The following is a 19,853-nucleotide window of genomic DNA, read 5'->3' as shown; positions in this document are numbered from 1 at the left end:
GAGGGCCCCTCTCACGTCACCCCTTCTCACGTCACTCCTCGAAGCCGCCGGCGCGCAACAGCTCGTCGACCCGCGCCCGATGCGCCTTCTCCCAGTCGTCGAGGGTCTCGGCGGACTCCTTCGCCAGGCGGGCCCGGGCCCCGGCGAGGATCTCCGCCTGACGGTCGCCCGGAACGACGACGATCCCCTCCTCGTCGGCCACCACGATGTCCCCGGCGTGGACGGTGGCTCCCCCGCAGCTCACGCGCTCGTTCAACGGGAGTACGGCCTTCTTGCCGCCCGGGATCGGGATGACACCGCGCGCGAAGACGGGGAAGCCCGCGGCCCGTACCTCTCCCAGGTCGCGGATCACGCCGTCGAGGACGAAGCCGGCGATGCCCCGCCGCTGGGCGATGGCGCAGACGTTCCCGCCGGCGAGGGCGTAGTCCAGGTCGCCCGACTCCACCACGACGATCGAGTCCGGCTCGGCGCGGTAGATGGCCGCGTGCAGCATGAGGTTGTCGCCGGGCGGACACCGCACGGTGAAGGCCGGACCGGCGAGACGCGGCAGCGGACCCCACAGGGGCCGGATACCGATGTCCATGACCCGCTCGCGGCCGAGCAGTTCGGCGAGCGTGGTGGTGGGGATGTCCTCGAAGTCGGTGAAGTCGGTGGCATCAGTCATGCCCCGGACGCTACCGCTCCGTCCATGCCGGCCGGGTCGGCCGTGTTGGCCCAGCGCGCGAGTGCCGCGGCGATCCGGGGCCCGCTCGGAACCTCGGCCAGGCCCAGGGGGCCCGCCGCGGTCGTCATGATCGCCTGCAGTTTCCGGACCGCCTTCGGGAACCGGGCCCATTTCACGGTCGATCCGCCGCGCAAGGACAGCGACAGCCGGATGACGTCGGTGAACACCGACTGCGCTCTCTTGAAGGCGAGGATGCGGTCCAGGTCGTCCTGCCAGCCCCGCACACTGCTGGGACGTACCTTGTGGACGGCACTCGCCCAGTCCTCGGCCATCCGGCGTTCCTGGTCCTCCGGATAGGACATCAGGTAGAGATGGGTGGCGAGGTCGTAGAGCGGGTCTCCCAGCATCGCCAACTCCCAGTCGATGGACCAGAGTTGGTTGAGGGGGTCGAGGATGAAGTTCTCTCGATGCAGGTCCGCGTGGAGCAGGCAGAAGTCGCGTCGGGTCAGGCCGGAAACGTTCTTTCTGAGTTGCACGAACGCGTCGGGGTGGAGGCCGAGTTCGGTGAAGAGCTGCCCGAAGTCCCGGGAGTTCTTCTGGTAGACCTGTTCTTCCACGAAGACGATGAGGCGCTCAAGGAAGCCGTCGCAGTCGCCCTCGTCCGCGCGGTCCTTGGCCCCGCAACTGCGGTCCACCTGAAGGGTGTTGGGCGTGACATGCGCCAACTCCCCGAACAGGTCGACGATCTGGCTGCGGACCCCCTCCGGGATCCGCCGGTCGCCCCACGGGCGGGACTTGAGGGTGCGGCCCTCGATGAAGACCTGTAGTGCCATGCCCTCCACCTCGTGGATGACGGGGATACGGCTGATCCGGCCGTCCAGTGCGCGGAGCAGGGCCTCTTCGGACCGGAAGCACCTGCGGTCGAACCACAGGATCCGCTCGCGCGGTTCCCGGAGTTTCACGATCCGCGTCTCGCCCGGCATGGTCAGCACATAGGTCTCGTGGTGATAGCCCTCAAGGGGGCCGGCGACCACGCCGCTTTCGCCGACCAGTTCGTCGGCGCGCTGCCGAACACCGGTGAGTTGGTGTGTCATTCGCTGGGTTCAGCCCGTTCCGGTTGAGCCGATGAGTAAGGGATGAGGCACGTTACTCCAGAGGCGTCAAGCAACGCCGGAGAACCCGCCCATTGAACCGCCGCGAGCGAAGACACGCACGTCCGACCGAGGTCAGCGGCGTTACTGTGTCGTTACGTCCGCCGTACCAAGTCGAGTACCGGCCGCAACGAATGCACCACGGACTCCGCGCCAGCCCTCCGCAGCAACGTTTCCTTGAACTCGTTACGCGCGTAGCCGAGGAACGGGATGCCCGCCTGGCGGGCCGCTTCGAAGTCCGAGGGGGTGTCGCCGATCATCAGGGCGTCGGCGGGGCGGGCGCCCATCGCACGCAGGGCGCGGTTCAGGCAGTGGGGGTTCGGCTTGAGGAGGTCGAGGTCGTTGGTGCGGCCGTAGATGTGCGGGGTGAAGCACTCCAGGAGGCCCCGGCCGTGGAGGTATTCCGTGACCGTGCGGGGGGAGTTGTTGGTGGCGACGGCGAGATGGATGTCGACGGCGTTCCAGGTGCGTATCAGCACATCCGCCCACGGGGTGGGGTACGCCGAGTCGACCGCCTTGAGTTCGTGCTGGGTGAGCAACTCCTCCAGTTCGTCGACCAGATCGCTGCGCGGGTGGCGCTTGTTGACCGCGTGCAGGACGACGTGCGGATCGGGGTGCACCCGCTCGCTCTGCGTCAGCAGTTCCTTCAGCCCCTGCCGTTCCAGCCAGGACACCAGGTCCTTCGCCACGCCCTCCGCCGAGAGTCCCGCGAACAGCCGGCAGATCGGGCCGTCGAAGTCGAAAAGGACGAAGCGAGCGCCGGTGATCAATTCGCGTACGTTGCCTGTCTCTTCTGTCACCGGAACAGTCTGCGCCGTATCAGGAGTCACTAGGAGAGTGTCAGGTCCGTGGTGATGGTTTCCCAGAGGGCGTCGAACCACTTCTGCGATTCCTCCACGAAGGCGGTGTCGCGCTGGCCGGCCTGCCGCTGGAAGGAGAAGAGGAGGGACTGGCTGCCGAGTACGTCGTACATGTCCAGGGTCTGGCTGCCGTACTCCTCCTCCCGTCGCTCCAGCATGTAGTAACCGAGCAGCGCTTCCTCGCCGTTGAGCAGGTACAGCTTCACGGGTGGAGTGAAGGGGAGGGCGCGGAAAGTGACGTTGACTTCCATGCGGTGGGTGGCGCGCAGGGCCAGCAGGTTGTGCCGGAGCACCTGGCCTCCGGAGTTGCGCATCGCCAGCCAGCGCTGGTGAACCGAGTCATCCTCGCCGTGCCCCTCGACAGGGACGGGGAAGGCGAGGTTGATCTCCCTGGACGGCACCAGGATGCGGACTTCGATCGACTGCGGGCGAAGGCGGCCCTCATGGATCCGGCGGAGGGGCTCACCCAGGGCCAGCCCCAGCGTCTCCGCGGTGTGGCACACCACGTCTATCCGCACATCCTGCGCCGAGAACGCCTCCGCCAGCTGCGGCGCCAGCGCCACCATCGTCGGCTGGGGTTCGCCGTGTGTGCGGGCCGCCGGCTCCGCGATCCTGGGCGGGCTCCCCTTGCTCACGTTGGTGAGCAGCCCCGCCTCCTGGAGAACCCGCAACGCCTGCCGTACGGCGCCCCGTTCCACGCCGAACTCCTCCGCGAGGTCGGCCTGGGTGGGTAGGCGGTCGCCCGCCTTGAGGTCGCCGGCGCGGATACGGTCGCGTAGGGCGTCGGCGATCTCCTGGGGCGAGAAGCTTCTGCTGCCGTTCACTGCCACGTTCTCCTGGGTCACAACCAAACGGTATAACTCTGCCCCATCTAAGGGGAGTTGTTTGGAACTTGATGGCGAGTAGGTGTGAGTAGGTACCAAATGGGAACAACTCAAGCAGAGTTGGCTGCCAACTTCTCCAAGTTGGTGGAAGTTTTGCTTCCGCAGCCCGAAGGGGGAAACACCGTGCCTGCCATCGCCCTCCTGTCCGCCGTCTTCGTCGTCGGCTTCGAACAGATCGTCCAGTGGAAGTTCGGCGCCACCGGCATCATCGGCCTGCTCCTGCTCTCCATCGGCATCAAGGCCAAGAGCCCGGCCATCAGTTCCATCGGGGCCGTCGTCCTGGCCCTGCTGTTCACCGGACCCGCTCTGTGATCCGAAAGCCGCCCTCCGGATCAGCCACCGCGGGAGGCGATCAGCTCGTCAGCCTCAGCTCCGAACTGATCGTCTCCCACAGTGCGTTGAACCACAGCTGGGACTGTTCCACGAACGTCGTGTCCCGCAGCCCCGCACCCTGCTCGAACGCGAAGAGCATCGACTGGGTGCCCTCCGCGTCGTACATCTCCACCTGCTCCTGACCGAGCTCCTCCTCGCGCTGACTCACCGTGTAGTAGGCGAATAACGCCTCCGAGCCGTTGAGCAGGTACAGCTTCACGGGCGGGGTGAAGGGGAGGGCGCGGAACGTGATGTGCACGTCTATGCCGTGCGTCGCGCGCAGGGCCAGGAGATTGTGGCTCAACACCTGGCCCTGCGCGTTGCGTTGGGCCAGCCAGCGCTGCTGCGGCCGGCTGTCGTCGGGGGCGTCCACCAGGGACGGGAACGCGAGTTCGATGTCACTGCTCGGCAGCAGCACCCGCACATCGACCTTGGCCGGATTCAGCTCCCCGGCGTGGATCTGACGCAGCGGCTCGCCGATGGCCAGCGTGAGCGAGACCGCCGTCAGGCACAGCGCCTCGATCTCCACGTGCGGCTGCGCGAAGGCCTCCGCGATGCGCGGGGCCAAGCCCACCATCGTGGGCTGCGGCGGGGCTCCGGGGCCGGTCAGGGCCGGTCCGAGGTCGGGGGCGACGGTCGCCGGGCTCCCTTTGGACACATTGGTGAGCAGTCGCTCGGACTGCAGGATGCGCAGGGCCTGCCGTACGGCCCCGCGCTCGACGCCGAACTCGTCCGCCAGCTTGGCCTGGGTGGGCATGCGCTGGCCGGGCCGCAGGACACCGGACTTGATCCTGGTGCGCAGCTCGTCGGCCAGTTCGCGGTGTGACCGCGGTGGCCGTGGTGACCTCGACCGTCCATTGACGGTGGCGTGTTCGGGCTCCACGACCAAACCCTACAACTTCTCGCCATCTTTGGGCAGTTCATGGAAAGGTGGTTATGAGACGCATCCAAGAGGAGATAACTAGAGAAGAGTTGGTTACCAACTTAGGTAACTTGGCCGACCGGACCTCTCTCCTGGAGGGGAGCCGAGAGCCCGGTCGGCCGGCTCCACCGCACGACGACAACCACAACTGAACAGCTACGGATGAGTCCACCCACCCGCCGCCAACCGGCCGCACAGCAAGGAGCGTTCAGAAGATGTCCGGGCACCAAGGCCGCCTGGACGTACGCAGCAGGGCGTCGGCCACTCGGGCGGCGCCCGCTCGTTCTTCCCGCACCCGGCCGAGCGCCACGAGTCGCGGCACCGACACGTCACCGAGCCACAGCGCACCCAACTCCCGCACATCAAGCGTGAGTTCCGCGCTCTCAGTGGTCGGCGCGCAGGACGCCCCCTGTGGTGAAGCGTCCAACCGGTAGCGTCCGCCCGTCAGTCCGGCCGCGTCGGTCACTTCGAAGACCAGCGTGCCCGTTCCCTCGTACGACCGCGCTTCCATGGCCCGTACGACATCCAGAATCCGCACCCACAGCCAGTCCGCCTGCGTGGTGATCGTGGCCGCGCGCGGGTCCGGCAGGAAGTGGGGCAGCAGGTCGTCGGGGGAACGCCAGCCCGACTTCACCCTCGTCACCCAGTCGAGCGAGCAGACGTGCTGCCACAGGGCGCGTTCGGCGGCCGGGGTCGTCGCGATCAGGTCCTTCACCGTGGCCGTTTCGCCCGGCTGCTTGGCGTCGGTCCAGGCACCGTCGCAGTAGTACGCGGCCAGGCCCTCCACCTCGCCGCCCGCCGCGCGGTGGACGGCGTAGAACGGCTCGGTCCACGACACCCGGCCCGGCCGTACGGCGCCCGTGCTGACCTGCCACCAGCGGTCGTCCCTGTTGATCGCGCCCGGCAGGAGGCGGCGCAGCCGCTCGTGCAGTTCGGGGCCCAGCTTGCGTACGTCCTCGGCGTCCACCAGGTCGATACGGGCGCCGTCCTCCGGGGCCGACCAGCGGGGGTCCAGGCCCGCGCGCTGGACGTCGATATCCCATTGAGTCGCCGAGGTGGCCGGGCCGAAGCCGTAGCGGCCGTAGATCCGGTACTCGGCGGCGATGAGCGTCGCCACGACGTCGCCGCGCTCCTTCGCGGCGGTCAGGTCCTCGGTCATCATGCGGGTGAGCAGGCCTCGGCGGCGGTGGGTGGCCGTGACGCTGACGTTCGTGATGGCGTCGGCGGGGACGGGGGTGCCGCCCACCGCCGTGATCTCCTGGGGGAAGGAGCGGAAGGTCGCTACGCAGCGGCCGTTGTCGAAGGCGCCGAGGGTGCGGGGCGGGTCGATGTAGGTGCTGCGGTCGGTGAGTTCCGCGTCGTCGACGGTGGGGGTGCGGAGGAAACCTGTGTTCAGGGCGCGGATCCAGTCGGGGATCTCGGGCTCTGTGACGGGGCGTACGGGGAGGGTGTGTGCGGGGCTGGTCATGGGGTCACGGTAGGGCGGGTGGGGGGTGGTGCGGCGGGGATTTTTTCGCCCCCGCCACCCCTGCCCTGGGGGCTGCGCCCCCAGACCCCCGCTTCGGCCTGAACGGCCTCGTCCTCAAACGCCGGACGGGCTGAAATACCGCAGCGGAGGCCCGCCTAGAACGCCGCCCGAATCTCCCCCACTGCACGCCCCCCACCCAACACCGCCACCTTCCCGAACCCCTCCACCCGCACCCCCATCAAATCCAGCACCCTCCCCAGCACAGGCCCCAGCGCCCGCCCCGCCCCGTCCTCCACCTTGAACGCCACGGCACGCCCGTCCGGCAACGCCACCGCCTGTACCGCCTCCGCACCCATCTTCGACAACAGGCCAGGTACCGCGCGCATCAGCAGCGTGTCGGGCCGGCGGGTGCCGGCGACGTACTCGGGGTGGGCGCGCATCGCGTCGGCGACTCGGCGTTCCGGGGTGTCGGGGGCGGCGAGGACGAAGGAGCGGTAGGCGCGGGCGAGGCCGGTCAGGGTGATCGCCAGGAGCGGGGCGCCGCAGCCGTCCGTTCCCACGGCCGCCACCCGCTCCCCCGACACTTCTTCCACAACCCTGTGGATAAGTTTCTGGAGTGGATGGTCCTGGTCCAGATACGACTCCAGCGGCCAGCCCCTCCGCGCGCTCGCCGCCAGCATCGCGGTGTGTTTGCCGGAGCAGTTCATGGCGATCCGGTCGCGTACGGCGCCCGAGGCGAGGTACGTCTCCTGCTCGACGGGGTCGAGCGGGAGGTCAGGCGGGCACTGCAACTGGCCCGCGTCCAGGCCGTGTTCGGCGAGAAGCTGTCGTACGAGATCTCGGTGGAAGAGTTCGCCGGAGTGGCTCGCGGCGGCGATCGCGAGGCGTTCGCCGGAGAGGTCGAGGCCCGCGTGGAGGACGCCCGCTGCCTGCATCGGCTTGTTGGAGGAGCGGGGGAAGATCGGGGTGGTCGTGTCACCCAGGGACAGTTCCACGGAGCCGTCCGGCGCCAGTACCACCAGGCTGCCCCGGTGGCGGCTCTCGACGAAGCCGGAGCGGACCACCTCGGCGAGTACCGGAGGTGCGATGAAGGAATCCTCGGCCGTCACGCGCACCCCTCACACGAGTCACACGAGCAGGTCGTCCACCTGCGCCTCGCCCTCACGGTACCTGCGGGCGATCTCCGCGCTGCAGCCGTCGGCCGTGTGTTGGAGGACCTGACGGCGGCGGGACACCTGCTGTTCGTACCGTACGAGCCGGCCCATCGCGGTGGTCAGCTCCAGGTCGGTGCGCGCCTCCAGGTCGGAGAGTTCGACCTCGGCGAGCATCTCGGCGGCCAGCAGCCGGTACTCCTCGCTGTGCGGGGTGCCGAGCGTGACGTGCCGGGCCGAGGAGCGGTGCCGGGCGGGCGCGTCGGTGAGGATCTCCGAGAGACGGTCGACGACGGAGGCCGCGCCCGCCGGGGAGCGGCGGGCGAGTTCGGCCCGCAGGATGTCGATACGGCCCTGGAGGAGCCGTCGTACGTAACTCAGGTCGGCCTCGTCGCGCTGGGCGTCGCGGCGCAGCGCGCGCAGCTCCGGGAGGCGCAGTGCGGTCAGGTCGGGTGCGGCCGGTTCGGCGGGCAGCAGCGGGCTGTCAATGCGCTGCACGGGCGGACGGCGCGTGGCCGTGCCTCCCGCGCGGATCAGCGAGACAGTCCCGGGGGGCTGCCCGGTACTCGGTGTGCTCATGTGCCTCTACCCGTCCCCTCGACCGGCGTGTGGACAGCATCGTGCCACCCCAACTGGCCGCTATGTGACCGAGTGCCCCCGAACGGCCCCAGATGGGGGGTTAAGGAACAAAAATAGGCCCGCCGCTACCACTTCCCACCCGCACGGCATCATGGGACCCATGCGAGCAGTGGTGCAACGGGTGGACGGCGCGAGCGTCGTGGTCGAGGGCGAGACGGTCGGGGCGATCGAGGGCGAGGGGCTGTGCGTCCTCGTCGGCGTCACCCACGAGGACACCAAGGAGAAGGCGGCCCAACTGGCCCGCAAACTCTGGTCGATCCGCATGCTCCACGACGAGAAGTCGTGCAGTGATATTGATGCGCCGCTCCTCGTCATCAGTCAGTTCACGCTGTACGGCGACGCCCGCAAGGGGCGTCGGCCCACCTGGAACGCCGCCGCCCCGGGCGACATCGCCGAACCGCTCGTCGACGAGGTCGTCGCCCAACTCCGCGCCCTGGGCGCCACGGTGGCGACGGGCCGCTTCGGCGCCCAGATGCGCGTCGCGCTGACGAACGACGGCCCGTTCACGGTGGTCGTCGACCTCTAAAGGTTCTAGGGCTCTACGGCTCTACGGCTCTACGACGACTTCCTGGGCCGCGGCCGTCGAGTCGGCCAGCAGGGGCGCGTCCAGGGGCACGTTCCGCTTCACCAGCGCCAGGGCGATCGGCCCGAGTTCGTGGTGGCGTACGGAGGTGGTGATGAAGCCGATCTTCCGGCCGTCCTCCCCCTCCTCCGCGAGCCTCAACTCGGTGCCGTGGCCCGGGAGATGGACCTCGCTGCCGTCGAGGTGGAGGAAGACGAGGCGGCGCGGGGGCTTGCCGAGGTTCTGTACGCGGGCGACCGTCTCCTGGCCCCGGTAGCAGCCCTTCTGCAGATGAACCGCCGTGCCGATCCAGCCCAGTTCGTGCGGGATGGTGCGGTGGTCGGTCTCGAAGCCGAGGCGGGGGCGGTGGTGTTCGACGCGCAGCGCCTCGTAGGCGAGGAGTCCGGCCGGCGGCCCCGCCTTCTCGGCGTACGACTCCAGGTCGGCACGCGGGAGGAAGAGATCACGGCCGTACGGCGTCTCGCGTACGACGACGCCGTCGGGGACCGGGGCGATGGAACCGGCGGGGAGGTGGACGACCGCGAACTCGCTTGTGCGGTCGGCCACTTCGACGCGGTAGAAGAACTTCATCGACTCCAGGTAGGCGATCAGCGCGTCCTGGGTGTCGGGTTCGGTGTGCATCCAGACCGTGACGCCGTCGTCGACGAGGTACAGGGCGTGCTCGATGTGGCCGTGCGCGGAGAGGATCAGCGCCTCGGTGGCGACGCCCACGGGGAGGTCGGTGACGTGCTGGGTGAGCAGGAGGTGCAGCCAGCTCAGCCGGTCGCCGCCGGTGACGGCGACCACACCGCGGTGCGAGAGGTCCACGAAACCGGCGCCGTCGGCGAGGGCGCGCTGCTCGCGGAACAGGTCGCCGTAGTGGGCGGCGACGCCTTCGTCCACTCCTTCGGCGGAGACGGCGCCGGGCAGGGACAGCAGTGGGCTCTTCATACGGGTAAGCCTACGACTCGGTAATTGAAGACTCAGCTGACGTCTTGCCGGTCGGATTCTTCTGCGTGCAGTCCTTGCAGCGGCCGAAGATCGCGAAGTGCTTCATGTCGGTCTCGAAGCCGAAGGTGTCGCGCAGCTTGGCCCGGAACTCCGCGGCGACCTCGACATCGGCCTCGATGACGTTCGTGCAGTCGCGGCAGACGAGGTGTATGTGGTGGTGCCGGTCGGCGAGGTGGTACGTCGGCGCCCCGTGCCCGAGGTGGGCGTGGCTGACCAGCTGAAGCTCCTCCAGGAGCTCCAGGGTCCGGTACACCGTGGAGATGTTGACCCCCGACGCGGTCTTCCGCACTTCCACGAGGATGTCGTCGGGGGTCGCGTGCTCCAGGGTGTCCACGGCTTCGAGCACGAGCTGCCGCTGCGGGGTCAGCCGGTAACCGCGCTGCCGCAGATCACTCTTCCAGTCGGTGCCCTGGTCAGTGCCTTGGTCTGTGCCTTGGGTGCTCACCACACCCACGAGTCTAGGCCTACTTGAAGAAAGCAATCCCGTCGTCCGGCATGTCGTCCGGCAGGGCCTTGGCCCACCTCTCGACATCCTCCGGGGTGACGACCTTCTTCAGGTGGGCGGACATGTAGGGGCGGAGTTCGACCTCGGGGGTCTGCTTCTCGCCGACCCACATGAGGTCGCTCTTGACGTAGCCGTAGAGGCGCTTGCCGCCGGTGTAGGGGCCGGAGGCGGCGGTGCGGGCGACGGCGTCCGTGACCAGGTCGATCTGGGGCTTCTGCTTGGCGAGCTCGCCGTACCAGATCTCGACGACTCCGTCGTCGCGGGTCATCGTGACCTCTACCTTGCGGTCCGCGTCGATGCGCCAGAAGCCGGACTCGGTCTCCAGGGGGCGGACCTTGTTGCCGTCGTTGTCCAGGACCCAGGTGTGGGAGCGGTACTCCAGGAAGTCGCGGCCGTCGTGCGTGAAGGAGACCTCCTGGCCGAAGTTGCACTTCTCGGAGCCCGGGAAGTCGTGCACACCCGCGCCGGCCCACTCGCCGAGCAGGAAGACGAGGGGGACCAGGTCCTTGTGGAGGTCGGACGGGATCTCGATCATGACGTCAGCAGTTCCTCGGTGGGGGTCAGCGCTGGCCCTGGTACAGCTTCTTCACGGTCAGTCCGGCGAAGGCGAGAACGCCGACGCAGACCAGGACCAGCAGGGTTTCGAAGAAGATCTCCACGGGTGCTCCTTGAGCGATGCGCGTAATCAGGGCCGGGCCCCAGCTTAGTCGGCCGGGGCCCGGTGCTCGCTGCGAGGTACGGCTAGCCGAGCAGCTCGCTCTGCAACGTGACCGTCTGCTGGAACGGAACGGCCTCGGCCTGCCCCTTCCTCGACTGCACGATCATCGCGAAGGTGTCGCCGGCCGTGACGAAGCCCAGGCGGACCTGTTCGGCGCCGTACGGCTTCGTCTCGACGTACGGCTGGAGCGAGACGTTCGTGACCTTGGCCGCGTCCGGGAAGTCGTCGTCCGACTCGTAGCTGTCGGCGCCGCGGACCGGGTGGGTGGGGGACGCGTAGCCGGCCAGGCCCTTGGAGATCTCGTCGGCGACCGTCGCCGTGTCGAACTGGAGCAGGTAGATCCGGGTGTGGGTGCCGTCCGAGGTGGTCCAGCCGCGCGCCGCGATGTGCCGCAGGCCCTGGTCGGTCAGCTGCTGCGCGATCTCGGTGCGGTCGTCGGCCGCGGAGAACTCGGCGAGGAACACCTTCGTCGCCAGCCAGCCGTCGCTGCCGTCCAGCGCCTTGTCCCCTACGGCTCCCTTCGGCGCCGGCAGCACCAGCGCCCGCAGGTCGGCGAAGTGGGCCCCCGCCGCGTTAGCCGTGGCGAACGGCCCCGGGCTGCCCGCAGGCAACGGCGGCTTGCTGACCGTGGGAAACGTCCACCGCCCGTCCGACGCCGTCTTCAGCCCCGGCACGTCCGACCGCTTCATCTCGGTGATCCCATAGGCCGTCCCAGCCCCGACCACCGCGAACACGACGACGGCGGCGCCCCACCGCAGCACGGCGCGGAGGACCCGACGGTCCTTCCGGGGGGTGATGGGCTGATCTTCTGGGGCAGGCGTCGGGGGGAGCGGGGGTTGGGTGGGTAGCGGGGGTGCCGCGGGTACCGGGACAACCGAAGCCTCGTCGACGACGACCGGAGCGGCCGGAGCGGCCGGAGCTTCGGAGGCGGCCGGGACGACGGGAGGCTCGGTAGCCACGGGGACGCCCGAAGCAGCGGCCACGACGACCGGAGCAGCCGGAGCCTCGGAGACAGCCGGGACTGCCGGGGATACCGCCACCGTCTGTGCGGCCGGAACGTCGGCAGCGACCGGGACAACCGAAGCCTCGTCGACGACGGCCGGAGCGGCCGGAGACTCGGACGTGGCCGGGACTGCCGGGTATTCCGCGGCCACCGGCGCAGCCGGAGCTTCGGCAGCGACCGGTGCGGCCGGTGCGGCCGGGACCTCAGTGGCGTCGACCGCGGGCTCCGAGGCCTGCGCAGGGATCGTCGGCGTAGGGGGCGGTGGTGTGTTCGTCGGTGTCGGTGCTGGTGTCTCTTGCTGTTGGTCGGTCATACCGCCTCCCCCGGGTCCTTGATGCGGTCGAGTTGTTCCTGGAGCAGGCGGCCGATGGCGTACGTCTGCATCGGGCGGGCGGATTTCGCGGTGAGGGTGACGAGGATTTCGCCCTGGTAGGCGGAGCAGTAGATCGTGTCGAGCTTTTCGTCGGCGTCCTTCGGGGAGAGGAAGCACTTGGCGTCCTTGTAGCCGTTGATCGACGGGCCGGGGCGGAAGACGCCCAGGGAGTCGAAGAGCTCGTTCTGGAAGCGGGACGCGTTCCGTACCGCCGTCTTGTCCGCGATCTGGGCCAGCACGATGCTCACCGTCGACGCCTTGTCCGTGTAGACGGACGCCTGCGCGTCGGTGCTGACGTAGCTGCGCATCGCCAGGCCCTTGGTGTGCTGCTTGTCGATCTCCTTCTCCAGCCGCTTGCGCTGCTTGAGCGGGAGTTCCTTCAGCTCGTCCTTGCGCAACGCCGTCGCCTGCGCCCCCGTGTAGTCCACGTCGTGCCCGTACTCCGCGATGTCGGGCCCCTGGCTCCACCCGTCCGGCCCGTACGGCACGAGCGCCGCCGCGAGCGTGCTCGGTTTGCCGCCCACCGCCTTCTCCGAGCTCACCTTCGGGAGCGTCCATACGGCGTCCCCCGCGTCCCGGTCCGCGCCGTTCACGGCCACGACGGTGTACCCGACCCCGCCGATCACGGCGACGGCGAGCAGCGCGGCCCCGGCGATCGCCGCGACCCGTCCCCTGCGCACCGGCTTCTTGACGACCTCTGCGGTCAACTCCTCGGAGCTGCCGACGAGTTCGGGCACGAGCAGGTCCGTCTCCGGCTTCTGCTCCGGCTGGTTCTCGGTGGTCACAGCCGCTCCATCTGGCGCTCGGCCAAGTCCATGATCTTCTTCTTCGGGACGGGCTTCGACGAGGAGACCCAGATGTCCATCTCGACGTCACCGCGCCAGGCGTGCGCCTCCGCGTTGTAGACGTCCGTGTAACCGGCCTTGGTGTCCGGCGAGTTGTGGACGTACGCCATTCCGTCGCCCGTGCCCGGGATGGGCCAGCTGTCAGTGTGGGACTCCTTCTCGGCCCAGTAGTAGGCGTCCTCCGCGTCGGAAGAGACCGTGAGCTCGTCCTCCTGGCGGAACTGCACGAGCCGGATCTCTACGTACAGCGAGCTGCCCTCACGCCAGTTGGCGACGGCGGCGCGGCGGAACTCGCTCGCGACGAGGTCGCTGAACGCGCCGGCCGGCTTGTCGAACGTCTCCGCGTCCTCGGCCAGGTCCATCCACCCGTCCGCGCCGACCTCGTAGCCCGCGTCCCGCGCCCCGCTCGGCCGCTTCAGCAGCAGCTTGCGCAGGTCGCCGTCCGTCTTGACCTTCCGGTCCTCGGCGGCGGACAGCGGCTCCGGAGCGGGGCCCTTCGCCTGCGTCAGCGTCGCCTGCGAGAGCGAAGGAAGCTTGTCGGGTGCGCGGTTCGCCTGCACCACGAAACCCGTACAGGTTCCGGCGACGACACCGAGCACCGCGGCGACCGCGATCAGGAGTGTCGTGCGGCCACGGCGGCGCGGCGGCCGGGGCGCCTCTTCGGCCACTGCTCCTTCGGCTGTCGCTTCTTCAGTTGGTTCTTCAGTTGGTTCTTCTGGTACTTCCACAACGTCCCCCACGGAACCTGGCATGCGCATTCCATATGCGCGCACAGGAGACTCATGGCCGTTGCAGGGAGTTGTAAGGAAGTTGATTACGATTCGGTCATGGCGAAGAAGCTCGTGATCAAGGTGACCGCGGGGGCCGACGCCCCCGAACGCTGCTCACAGGCGTTCACGGTGGCGGCGGTGGCCGTTGCCAGCGGGGTCGATGTCTCCCTGTGGCTGACCGGCGAGTCGGCGTGGTTCGCGCTGCCGGGCCGCGCCGCCGAGTTCGAACTCCCGCACGCCGCACCGCTCCCCGACCTGCTCGACTCGATCCTCGCCGCCGGCCGCGTGACGTTGTGCACGCAGTGCGCGGCCCGACGGGACATCACGGAGAAGGACGTCATCGAGGGCGTACGGATCGCCGGGGCGCAGGTGTTCGTGCAGGAAGCGATGGCCGACGAGACGCAGGCGCTCGTCTACTGAGTCTTGACCGAGTTGACGAACTCCGCCCAGGTGTCGGTGCCGAAGACGAGGGTGCCGTGGGCGGGGTTCTTGCTGTCGCGGACGGGGACGAGGGTGGGGATGTTGGGGGCGATCTCGATGCAGTTGCCGCCGTCCGGGTTGCTGTAGCTGCTCTTGCGCCACGTCACGTTGGTCAGGTCGATGGCTCGCACGGTACTTCCTCCAACATCCGCAGGACGAACGATCGCGACTCAGGCAGGGACAACGCCACGTCGCGCATCGCATCGTACGCACGTTGCAACTGCTCAACCGGGGCATTTTCCTCGATGAGTTCACCACGGTGCGCGTTCTCCGTGTAGGCCACGGTAGTGCCGTCCAGCAGCCGCAGGAACATCACGTCGGTGCTCACCAACCCTGACAGTCCGGCGCTGTACGGCAGAACCTGGATGTTGACGTCCGGCCGCTCACCCGCTTCCGCCAGATACTCAAGCTGGTGCCGCCATGCCTGCTTGTCCTGCAAAGGCGTGCGCAGCACCGCTTCGGAGAGGAGCGCGCGGAACGGCGGCGAGTCCTCCAGCCTTTCCAGCAACTTCCGCCGACCGGTGCGCGCTTCGACCTGCCGGTCCAGCTCCTTGCCTCGGTAGCCACCCAGCGAGAGCACCTCGCGGGCGTACGCGTCCGTCTGAAGCAGACCGGGCACGATGCTCACGGAGTACTGCCACAAGCTCGTCGCCTCGCCCTCAAGCATCATGTACCGGCGGTACTGCTCCTTGAACTGGGTCGGGTCCCCCAACCCCAGCTCCCACAAGGTGAGTAGCAGCGGGCCCGTCCCGTAGTACTGGTCCAGCGCCTGTACGACCTCAGGCCCACCCAGCGTGTTCCCGCTCTCCATCTTCCCGAACAGCGACGCGTCCCACCCGACCTCCCTCGACAAGTCCCGCAGGGTCAGGCCCCGTTCGACCCTCAACCGCCGCAACTCCTCGGCGAACCGCTTCCTGGGCTCATGGCTGCGTTCCGTGACCACCAGCCGTTGCGGCATTACGACCTCCTGTGGAATTTGTGGAATTTGGCGCGCCCCGTGCGGAAGTTGAGCCCGTTGGCGCTGCATCCGCCTCCGACCTGGGCCATCCTCGTAACACCCAGGAATGCACAGAGTAGTTCAACTGTCGCATTCTGTATGGAAGTTGTACAAAAAGGAGGAGGAGCCGATGGAAACCGGAGCGCTGCTCTACGACCCGGCCACGGACAGGGTCGGCGAGTACCAGGACAGGTCGGGCCCCTACGCCCTGCTGCGCCCCGTCGGCGGTGGGCGCGAATGGCAGGCCGACCCCGCGTCGCTGCGACCGGCGACGGACCAGGAACGCCTCAGTGCCGGGGTCCGCGCGGCCAACGCCCGTGCGCGGACGGACGGTCCGTTCCTGGTCGCCGCCCCGCCCCGGCCGGTCGACGACTGCGACACCTGCGCGGAACTCGCCCAACTCCGGTCCAGCGCACGGACCGAACACGACTACAGCACCGAGACCGACGCGAACGTCCTGCTGCGCAAACACCGGAGCGAGGCCCACCCCGCATGAACCGCCCGCTGCCCCACCAGCTGATCCAGGTACTCCCGGTCCAGGCATGCCCGCCCCCGCTCATGCCGACCGTACGACCGCCGGAACCCCCACCAGCCACACCCCCACCCGCACCGCAGGCACCCCGTCGCCGCCGCCGGTTCCGGACCCCCCGCGCCCTCCGCGACGACGCCTTCTGGACCGGCGCGCTCACCGCCCTCTGCATCGGCGGCCTGCTGATGGCGATCCTCGCGACGACGTGAGCGGATGTCGCGCATCCCGCGTGGCCGTGCGCAGGACCTCGTCATCCGGAGGCAGGGCCTACGGGAACGCGAGCCGAGTGATGATCTCGTCCTCCAGCGGACCGGGTGGCGGCCACGGGAACCGGGGAATGCGGGCGCGGAGCAGGATGAGGCCGTGCAGGGCCGCCCAGATCGCGGTCGCCGTGGTGAACGCGTCCTCCGCACGGGACGTGCCGTCGTGCATCGTGTCGGCGACGTCGCGCAGAAGGATCGAGAACGCTTCGGCGGAAGCGAGCTGACTCGCGACGGTCTCGCCGACGATGGGCGCGAGTTGGCGTACCGCCTGGTCGACGCGTTCTTCTGTGGTGCTGCTGCCCCTGGGCCGCGGCCGGGAGAACAGCAGGGCGTAGAGCTCGGGCTGCTCGGCACCGAAGACGAGATAGGCGCGGCAGTCGGCCAGGAGCCGTCCACGCGCGTCATCCGCTCCCGCCCGGGCGGTCTCGAGCTGACGCACCAGCAGCGAGCGGGTTTCGGTGATCACGGCCTCGACGATCTGGTCGGGCGTGTCGAAGTGCGCGTAGATCGACGGCGGCGCGATGCCGACCTTGCGGGCGATCGCCCGCAGTGTCACCGCGCTGTCAGATCCGGTCTCGACCAGCAGCTCGCGGGCCGCGGCCACGATCTCGTCGCGGAGTTGCCCTCCTTGACCTCGGGGGTTGCGTCTGCGTGCTGCCGGTGGAGCCATGGCGATGACTTTACAGCCGTAAGTTCTCATGCTCTACTTACGGCCGTAAAGTTACATGGGTAGCGTGAAGGGGAGATGGTCATGGACGTTCTCGTTCGAATACTCACCGCCGACGGGCGGTGCGCCGCATGAGCGCCACGACCGTCACCCCGCTCTCCATGGGCAACAGCAACGCCTACCTCCTGCGCGGCGAGCAGGCCGTCCTCGTCGACGCGGGCGGACCGGAGGACGGCGACCGACTGCGCGACGCGCTGTCCGCACAGGGCCTGCGGCCTCGCGACATCGCCCTGGTCCTCCTGACCCACGGCCACAACGACCACAGCGGCACGGCGGCGTCGTTCGCGGAGGCCGGCGTACCGATCGCGGTCGGCCTGGGCGACGAACAGCTCCTGCGTACCGGACGCATCGACGCACTCCCGATCAGTCATCCCGCCGGTGCGCTGCTGAAGCCCATGGTCCTGCGCGCGAAGGCCCGGCCGGTCGAAGCCGACATCCTGGTGGAGGACAGGTTCGACCTGACTCCCTACGGCGTCGACGCGCACGCCGAGCGGTTCGGCGGCCACACCCCCGGCTCGCTCGTCGTCCGCGTCGGCGACGACACGCTCGTCGGCGACCTGGTCCGCGGTGGCGTACTGCGCCCCCGGAGCCCGAAGCGCCATTTCTTCACCGAGGACGCCGCCGGAGTGCGCAGGGCCCTCATGACCGAGCTCGACCGCCGTCCGCAGCGCCTGCTCCCCGGCCATGGCGGACCCCTCGACGCGGAGGAGACCCGACGACGCCTCGACAAGGTCGCTCCGGCCGCGTAACCCCCTCGGTCACACCCCCTGCTCCTCCCGCCAGAGGCAGAAGGGGTGGCCGGACGGGTCCAGCAGCACCCGTACGTCGTCCTGCGGCTGGTGGTCGTGGAGCGCGGCCCCCAGGCCCACGGCCCGCTCGACCTCGGCCTCCAGGTCGTCGACCTCGATGTCCAGGTGCAGCATCATCTGCTGGTCACCAGGCCTGCGGGTGGGCCACACGGGCGGGACGTACTCCGGCTCGGTCTGGAAGGAGAGGCCGGTGCCGCCGTCGGACGGGCCGATGAGGACCCAGTCGGGTTCCTCGGCGCGGATCTCGTAGCCGAGGAGGCGGAGATAGAAGCCGGCCAGCTCGTGCGCGTCGTACGCGTCGAGCACCACGGTGGACAGTCTCGTAGGCGACATGCCCGCCTTCCTACTGGCGCCGCTTCTTGCCGTCCAGCTCGTCCCACCACTCGTCGGACTTGGGGTCGCCGGACGGGTCGTCCCACCAGCGGTCGTCGGGGCCCCGGCGGTTGGCGACCATGGCGGCGACGGGCGGGATCACCATCGCGACCACGCACATTCCGACGGCCGCGGGCACCGACCAGATCCGCACGACTCCCCAGGCCAGGACGAAGAGTCCGATGCAGATGCCCATCATGACGAAGTACACGCGACGGCGACGTGCCAGCATGTCTCAAGGGTAGGCCTGGGCACGCCGAAGGGCCGCACCCAGGAAAAAAGGTGCGGCCCTTCGGCAGTGGGTCGGCGATCAGACCGCGATCGCCACCTCCGCCAGCCCGCCCGTCTGGGCGACGACCGTGCGGTCGGCAGTGGCGCCCGGAACGAGGGCGCGGACGGTCCAGGTGCCTTCGGCCGCGTAGAAGCGGAACTGGCCCGTGGCGGAGGTGGGGACCTCCGCGGTGAACTCGCCGGTCGAGTCCAGGAGACGGACGTAGCCCGTCACCGGCTCGCCGTTGCGGGTCACCTGGCCCTGGATGGTGGTCTCACCGGGCTTGATCGTCGAGGCGTCGGGGCCGCCGGCCTTCGCTCCACACATGGTCTGTCCTTACGGGGTTGGGGCTGGTCGGGGCTTACTTGTTGGCGCCGAGCTCGATCGGGACGCCGACCAGGGAGCCGTACTCGGTCCACGAGCCGTCGTAGTTCTTGACGTTCTCGACACCGAGCAGCTCGTGCAGCACGAACCAGGTCAGGGCCGAGCGCTCGCCGATACGGCAGTACGCGATGGTGTCCTTGGCGAGGTCGACCTGCTCCTCGGCGTAGAGCTCCTTGAGCTCGTCGTCCGACTTGAAGGTGCCGTCGTCGTTGGCGTTCTTCGACCACGGGATGTTGCGGGCGGACGGGACGTGGCCCGGACGCTGCGACTGCTCCTGCGGGAGGTGGGCGGGGGCCAGGAGCTTGCCGCTGAACTCGTCGGGCGAACGGACGTCGACCAGGTTCTGCGAGCCGATGGCCGCCACGACGTCGTCGCGGAAGGCGCGGATCGACTTGTTCTGCGGCTTGGCCTTGTAGTCGGTGGTGGCCCGGGTGGGGACCTCCTCGACCAGTTCGCGGGCGTCCAGCTCCCACTTCTTGCGGCCGCCGTCGAGCAGCTTGACGCTGTCGTGGCCGTACAGCTTGAAGTACCAGTAGGCGTACGAGGCGAACCAGTTGTTGTTGCCGCCGTAGAGGATCACCAGCGTGTCGTTGCCGATGCCCTTGGCCGAGAGGAGCTTCTCGAAGCCCTCCTGGTCGATGAAGTCACGGCGTACCGGGTCCTGGAGGTCCTTGGTCCAGTCGATCCGGATGGCGTTGCGGATGTGGTTCTTCTCGTACGCGGACGTGTCCTCGTCGACCTCGACGATGGCGATGTCCGCGTTGTCGAGGTTGGCCTCGACCCAGTCGGCGTCGACCAGGACGTCACTGCGGCTCATGCTGTTTCTCCTCCGGGGCAGTTACGGCGGTGCGGTGCGTGAGAGAGGGGTGCGCGCTCGCGCGGGTGCCCAGAGATCAAGGGCACGGGGGAAGTCGGAAGCCTGCGCTTCCGCTCAGAAAGTGCGACAGAGCATGGCGGCGACGCGGCACAGGTCCACTGCCCGCCGCTTCGTGAGATCCGCCTGTTGCCTCATAGGGTCGATCGTAGGGACGGACGGCGGGACATGTCACCGGTGTGTCGTATTTTGAGACGCGATCGTCCGTGATGTGAGATCAGCTGACCAACAACGGCCCCGCCGTCGGGA

General features: G+C 68.8%; 28 protein-coding genes. 6 read left to right on the top strand and 22 right to left on the bottom strand.

Annotated elements, in window-relative coordinates; all coding sequences use genetic code 11:
• Nucleotides 1-31: 31 nt before the first annotated feature.
• From ACFXC1_RS17795 to ACFXC1_RS17780, 4 genes are all read right to left on the bottom strand, one after another.
• Nucleotides 32-664: an RraA family protein gene (locus ACFXC1_RS17795; RefSeq protein ID WP_381243700.1), complete on the bottom strand. Its 633-nt coding sequence runs from the start codon at nucleotides 662-664 to the stop codon at nucleotides 32-34.
• Nucleotides 661-1,758, bottom strand: a complete 1,098-nt coding sequence (locus tag ACFXC1_RS17790; protein ID WP_381243699.1) for a phosphotransferase — start codon at nucleotides 1,756-1,758, stop codon at nucleotides 661-663. Before ACFXC1_RS17790 ends, ACFXC1_RS17795 begins: the two co-directional genes overlap by 4 nt.
• 152 nt (nucleotides 1,759-1,910) lie before the next feature.
• Nucleotides 1,911-2,645 carry an HAD family hydrolase gene (locus tag ACFXC1_RS17785; protein WP_381243697.1) on the bottom strand — a complete coding sequence of 245 codons (735 nt, stop codon included), beginning with the start codon at nucleotides 2,643-2,645 and terminating at the stop codon, nucleotides 1,911-1,913.
• Nucleotides 2,645-3,526: a GntR family transcriptional regulator gene (locus tag ACFXC1_RS17780; protein WP_381243695.1), complete on the bottom strand. Its 882-nt coding sequence runs from the start codon at nucleotides 3,524-3,526 to the stop codon at nucleotides 2,645-2,647. The genes ACFXC1_RS17785 and ACFXC1_RS17780 overlap by 1 nt, the downstream gene beginning before the upstream one ends.
• A 156-nt stretch (nucleotides 3,527-3,682) precedes the next feature.
• On the opposite strand from ACFXC1_RS17780, the gene ACFXC1_RS17775 reads away from it, so the two are divergent.
• Nucleotides 3,683-3,871: a hypothetical protein gene (locus ACFXC1_RS17775; RefSeq protein ID WP_019073759.1), complete on the top strand. Its 189-nt coding sequence runs from the start codon at nucleotides 3,683-3,685 to the stop codon at nucleotides 3,869-3,871.
• Between the two features lie 40 nt (nucleotides 3,872-3,911).
• On the opposite strand, the gene ACFXC1_RS17770 is transcribed toward ACFXC1_RS17775, so the two are convergent.
• The 4 genes from ACFXC1_RS17770 to ACFXC1_RS17755 all read right to left on the bottom strand — a co-directional run bounded on the left by ACFXC1_RS17770 (nucleotide 3,912) and on the right by ACFXC1_RS17755 (nucleotide 8,051).
• Nucleotides 3,912-4,820 carry a winged helix-turn-helix domain-containing protein gene (locus ACFXC1_RS17770; RefSeq protein WP_381243693.1) on the bottom strand — a complete coding sequence of 303 codons (909 nt, stop codon included), beginning with the start codon at nucleotides 4,818-4,820 and terminating at the stop codon, nucleotides 3,912-3,914.
• A 241-nt stretch (nucleotides 4,821-5,061) separates the two neighbouring features.
• Nucleotides 5,062-6,321, bottom strand: a complete 1,260-nt coding sequence (locus ACFXC1_RS17765; RefSeq protein ID WP_381243691.1) for a GNAT family N-acetyltransferase — start codon at nucleotides 6,319-6,321, stop codon at nucleotides 5,062-5,064.
• A gap of 155 nt (nucleotides 6,322-6,476) precedes the next feature.
• On the bottom strand, nucleotides 6,477-7,436 hold the full coding sequence (locus tag ACFXC1_RS17760; protein ID WP_381243689.1) for an asparaginase: 960 nt from the start codon (nucleotides 7,434-7,436) through the stop codon (nucleotides 6,477-6,479).
• A 12-nt stretch (nucleotides 7,437-7,448) separates the two neighbouring features.
• Nucleotides 7,449-8,051 carry an RsiG family protein gene (locus ACFXC1_RS17755; RefSeq protein WP_381243687.1) on the bottom strand — a complete coding sequence of 201 codons (603 nt, stop codon included), beginning with the start codon at nucleotides 8,049-8,051 and terminating at the stop codon, nucleotides 7,449-7,451.
• Nucleotides 8,052-8,211: 160 nt separating this feature from the next.
• Between ACFXC1_RS17755 and dtd the strand changes: the two genes are divergently transcribed.
• Complete coding sequence (gene dtd, locus ACFXC1_RS17750) at nucleotides 8,212-8,637, top strand: D-aminoacyl-tRNA deacylase (protein WP_262061464.1); 426 nt, start codon at nucleotides 8,212-8,214, stop codon at nucleotides 8,635-8,637.
• A 21-nt stretch (nucleotides 8,638-8,658) separates the two neighbouring features.
• Here dtd and ygfZ read toward each other — a convergent pair whose 3' ends face one another.
• The 6 genes from ygfZ to ACFXC1_RS17720 all read right to left on the bottom strand — a co-directional run bounded on the left by ygfZ (nucleotide 8,659) and on the right by ACFXC1_RS17720 (nucleotide 13,796).
• Nucleotides 8,659-9,624: a CAF17-like 4Fe-4S cluster assembly/insertion protein YgfZ gene (gene ygfZ / locus ACFXC1_RS17745; RefSeq protein ID WP_381243685.1), complete on the bottom strand. Its 966-nt coding sequence runs from the start codon at nucleotides 9,622-9,624 to the stop codon at nucleotides 8,659-8,661.
• Between the two features lie 10 nt (nucleotides 9,625-9,634).
• Nucleotides 9,635-10,138: a Fur family transcriptional regulator gene (locus ACFXC1_RS17740; RefSeq protein WP_381243683.1), complete on the bottom strand. Its 504-nt coding sequence runs from the start codon at nucleotides 10,136-10,138 to the stop codon at nucleotides 9,635-9,637.
• 10 nt (nucleotides 10,139-10,148) lie between these two features.
• The gene (locus ACFXC1_RS17735; RefSeq protein ID WP_019073751.1) at nucleotides 10,149-10,724 is read right to left on the bottom strand and encodes a heme-binding beta-barrel domain-containing protein; all 576 of its coding nucleotides are present in this window, start codon (nucleotides 10,722-10,724) and stop codon (nucleotides 10,149-10,151) included.
• A 206-nt stretch (nucleotides 10,725-10,930) separates the two neighbouring features.
• Nucleotides 10,931-11,668 carry a hypothetical protein gene (locus ACFXC1_RS17730; RefSeq protein ID WP_381243681.1) on the bottom strand — a complete coding sequence of 246 codons (738 nt, stop codon included), beginning with the start codon at nucleotides 11,666-11,668 and terminating at the stop codon, nucleotides 10,931-10,933.
• 551 nt (nucleotides 11,669-12,219) lie between these two features.
• Entirely contained in the window at nucleotides 12,220-13,068 is an 849-nt protein-coding gene (locus tag ACFXC1_RS17725) for a hypothetical protein (protein ID WP_381243679.1), read from the bottom strand.
• Nucleotides 13,065-13,796: a hypothetical protein gene (locus ACFXC1_RS17720; protein ID WP_381243677.1), complete on the bottom strand. Its 732-nt coding sequence runs from the start codon at nucleotides 13,794-13,796 to the stop codon at nucleotides 13,065-13,067. Before ACFXC1_RS17720 ends, ACFXC1_RS17725 begins: the two co-directional genes overlap by 4 nt.
• Before the next feature lie 159 nt (nucleotides 13,797-13,955).
• On the opposite strand from ACFXC1_RS17720, the gene ACFXC1_RS17715 reads away from it, so the two are divergent.
• Nucleotides 13,956-14,318, top strand: a complete 363-nt coding sequence (locus ACFXC1_RS17715; RefSeq protein WP_381243675.1) for a DsrE family protein — start codon at nucleotides 13,956-13,958, stop codon at nucleotides 14,316-14,318.
• On the opposite strand, the gene ACFXC1_RS17710 is transcribed toward ACFXC1_RS17715, so the two are convergent.
• Together ACFXC1_RS17710 and ACFXC1_RS17705 are read right to left on the bottom strand one after the other, a co-directional pair.
• Nucleotides 14,312-14,509 (bottom strand): DUF397 domain-containing protein, encoded by a 198-nt coding sequence (locus tag ACFXC1_RS17710; protein WP_381243673.1) that lies wholly within the window; start codon nucleotides 14,507-14,509, stop codon nucleotides 14,312-14,314. The genes ACFXC1_RS17715 and ACFXC1_RS17710 overlap by 7 nt on opposite strands.
• A complete protein-coding gene (locus ACFXC1_RS17705) occupies nucleotides 14,491-15,336 on the bottom strand; it encodes a helix-turn-helix domain-containing protein (RefSeq protein WP_381243671.1) in 846 nt (281 codons plus the stop codon). Before ACFXC1_RS17705 ends, ACFXC1_RS17710 begins: the two co-directional genes overlap by 19 nt.
• A gap of 169 nt (nucleotides 15,337-15,505) precedes the next feature.
• Here ACFXC1_RS17705 and ACFXC1_RS17700 point away from each other — a divergent pair, with 169 nt between their 5' ends.
• Together ACFXC1_RS17700 and ACFXC1_RS17695 are read left to right on the top strand one after the other, a co-directional pair.
• The gene (locus ACFXC1_RS17700; RefSeq protein WP_381243669.1) at nucleotides 15,506-15,871 is read left to right on the top strand and encodes a hypothetical protein; all 366 of its coding nucleotides are present in this window, start codon (nucleotides 15,506-15,508) and stop codon (nucleotides 15,869-15,871) included.
• The gene (locus tag ACFXC1_RS17695) at nucleotides 15,868-16,113 is read left to right on the top strand and encodes a hypothetical protein (RefSeq protein ID WP_381243667.1); all 246 of its coding nucleotides are present in this window, start codon (nucleotides 15,868-15,870) and stop codon (nucleotides 16,111-16,113) included. The genes ACFXC1_RS17700 and ACFXC1_RS17695 overlap by 4 nt, the downstream gene beginning before the upstream one ends.
• Before the next feature lie 58 nt (nucleotides 16,114-16,171).
• Here ACFXC1_RS17695 and ACFXC1_RS17690 read toward each other — a convergent pair whose 3' ends face one another.
• Nucleotides 16,172-16,837: a TetR/AcrR family transcriptional regulator gene (locus ACFXC1_RS17690; protein ID WP_381243665.1), complete on the bottom strand. Its 666-nt coding sequence runs from the start codon at nucleotides 16,835-16,837 to the stop codon at nucleotides 16,172-16,174.
• Between the two features lie 128 nt (nucleotides 16,838-16,965).
• Between ACFXC1_RS17690 and ACFXC1_RS17685 the strand changes: the two genes are divergently transcribed.
• Nucleotides 16,966-17,643, top strand: coding sequence for an MBL fold metallo-hydrolase (locus tag ACFXC1_RS17685; RefSeq protein WP_381243663.1), 678 nt, complete (start codon nucleotides 16,966-16,968; stop codon nucleotides 17,641-17,643).
• A gap of 9 nt (nucleotides 17,644-17,652) precedes the next feature.
• Here ACFXC1_RS17685 and ACFXC1_RS17680 read toward each other — a convergent pair whose 3' ends face one another.
• The 5 genes from ACFXC1_RS17680 to ACFXC1_RS17660 all read right to left on the bottom strand — a co-directional run bounded on the left by ACFXC1_RS17680 (nucleotide 17,653) and on the right by ACFXC1_RS17660 (nucleotide 19,742).
• Nucleotides 17,653-18,036, bottom strand: coding sequence for a VOC family protein (locus ACFXC1_RS17680; protein ID WP_381243661.1), 384 nt, complete (start codon nucleotides 18,034-18,036; stop codon nucleotides 17,653-17,655).
• Nucleotides 18,037-18,046: 10 nt separating this feature from the next.
• Nucleotides 18,047-18,307: a DUF3099 domain-containing protein gene (locus tag ACFXC1_RS17675; RefSeq protein WP_381243659.1), complete on the bottom strand. Its 261-nt coding sequence runs from the start codon at nucleotides 18,305-18,307 to the stop codon at nucleotides 18,047-18,049.
• Nucleotides 18,308-18,385: 78 nt separating this feature from the next.
• Nucleotides 18,386-18,673, bottom strand: coding sequence for a DUF1416 domain-containing protein (locus ACFXC1_RS17670; protein WP_019064558.1), 288 nt, complete (start codon nucleotides 18,671-18,673; stop codon nucleotides 18,386-18,388).
• A gap of 34 nt (nucleotides 18,674-18,707) precedes the next feature.
• Nucleotides 18,708-19,547 carry a sulfurtransferase gene (locus tag ACFXC1_RS17665; RefSeq protein WP_093628219.1) on the bottom strand — a complete coding sequence of 280 codons (840 nt, stop codon included), beginning with the start codon at nucleotides 19,545-19,547 and terminating at the stop codon, nucleotides 18,708-18,710.
• A gap of 114 nt (nucleotides 19,548-19,661) precedes the next feature.
• A complete protein-coding gene (locus ACFXC1_RS17660; RefSeq protein ID WP_353963781.1) occupies nucleotides 19,662-19,742 on the bottom strand; it encodes a putative leader peptide in 81 nt (26 codons plus the stop codon).
• Nucleotides 19,743-19,853 lie beyond the last annotated feature (111 nt).

Source organism: Streptomyces hokutonensis (genome assembly GCF_042751305.1).
GTDB lineage: Bacteria > Actinomycetota > Actinomycetes > Streptomycetales > Streptomycetaceae > Streptomyces > Streptomyces hokutonensis_A.
The sequence above is the reverse complement of the archived record's forward strand: the minus strand, read 5'-3'. Positions and strand labels throughout refer to the sequence as shown.

What these genes read in the sequence shown, in the direction of transcription:
- ACFXC1_RS17695 (WP_381243667.1), top strand. Translation starts at nt 15,868, where the DNA reads ATGAACCGCCCGCTGCCCCACCAGCTGATCCAGGTACTCCCGGTCCAG.
- ACFXC1_RS17765 (WP_381243691.1), bottom strand. Translation starts at nt 6,321, where the DNA reads ATGACCAGCCCCGCACACACCCTCCCCGTACGCCCCGTCACAGAGCCC.
- ACFXC1_RS17665 (WP_093628219.1), bottom strand. Translation starts at nt 19,547, where the DNA reads ATGAGCCGCAGTGACGTCCTGGTCGACGCCGACTGGGTCGAGGCCAAC.
- ACFXC1_RS17680 (WP_381243661.1), bottom strand. Translation starts at nt 18,036, where the DNA reads ATGTCGCCTACGAGACTGTCCACCGTGGTGCTCGACGCGTACGACGCG.
- ACFXC1_RS17685 (WP_381243663.1), top strand. Translation starts at nt 16,966, where the DNA reads ATGAGCGCCACGACCGTCACCCCGCTCTCCATGGGCAACAGCAACGCC.
- ACFXC1_RS17660 (WP_353963781.1), bottom strand. Translation starts at nt 19,742, where the DNA reads ATGAGGCAACAGGCGGATCTCACGAAGCGGCGGGCAGTGGACCTGTGC.
- ACFXC1_RS17705 (WP_381243671.1), bottom strand. Translation starts at nt 15,336, where the DNA reads ATGCCGCAACGGCTGGTGGTCACGGAACGCAGCCATGAGCCCAGGAAG.
- ACFXC1_RS17700 (WP_381243669.1), top strand. Translation starts at nt 15,506, where the DNA reads ATGGAAACCGGAGCGCTGCTCTACGACCCGGCCACGGACAGGGTCGGC.
- ACFXC1_RS17755 (WP_381243687.1), bottom strand. Translation starts at nt 8,051, where the DNA reads ATGAGCACACCGAGTACCGGGCAGCCCCCCGGGACTGTCTCGCTGATC.
- ACFXC1_RS17690 (WP_381243665.1), bottom strand. Translation starts at nt 16,837, where the DNA reads ATGGCTCCACCGGCAGCACGCAGACGCAACCCCCGAGGTCAAGGAGGG.
- ACFXC1_RS17715 (WP_381243675.1), top strand. Translation starts at nt 13,956, where the DNA reads ATGGCGAAGAAGCTCGTGATCAAGGTGACCGCGGGGGCCGACGCCCCC.
- ACFXC1_RS17735 (WP_019073751.1), bottom strand. Translation starts at nt 10,724, where the DNA reads ATGATCGAGATCCCGTCCGACCTCCACAAGGACCTGGTCCCCCTCGTC.
- ygfZ (WP_381243685.1), bottom strand. Translation starts at nt 9,624, where the DNA reads ATGAAGAGCCCACTGCTGTCCCTGCCCGGCGCCGTCTCCGCCGAAGGA.
- ACFXC1_RS17795 (WP_381243700.1), bottom strand. Translation starts at nt 664, where the DNA reads ATGACTGATGCCACCGACTTCACCGACTTCGAGGACATCCCCACCACC.
- ACFXC1_RS17790 (WP_381243699.1), bottom strand. Translation starts at nt 1,758, where the DNA reads ATGACACACCAACTCACCGGTGTTCGGCAGCGCGCCGACGAACTGGTC.
- ACFXC1_RS17670 (WP_019064558.1), bottom strand. Translation starts at nt 18,673, where the DNA reads ATGTGTGGAGCGAAGGCCGGCGGCCCCGACGCCTCGACGATCAAGCCC.
- ACFXC1_RS17675 (WP_381243659.1), bottom strand. Translation starts at nt 18,307, where the DNA reads ATGCTGGCACGTCGCCGTCGCGTGTACTTCGTCATGATGGGCATCTGC.
- dtd (WP_262061464.1), top strand. Translation starts at nt 8,212, where the DNA reads ATGCGAGCAGTGGTGCAACGGGTGGACGGCGCGAGCGTCGTGGTCGAG.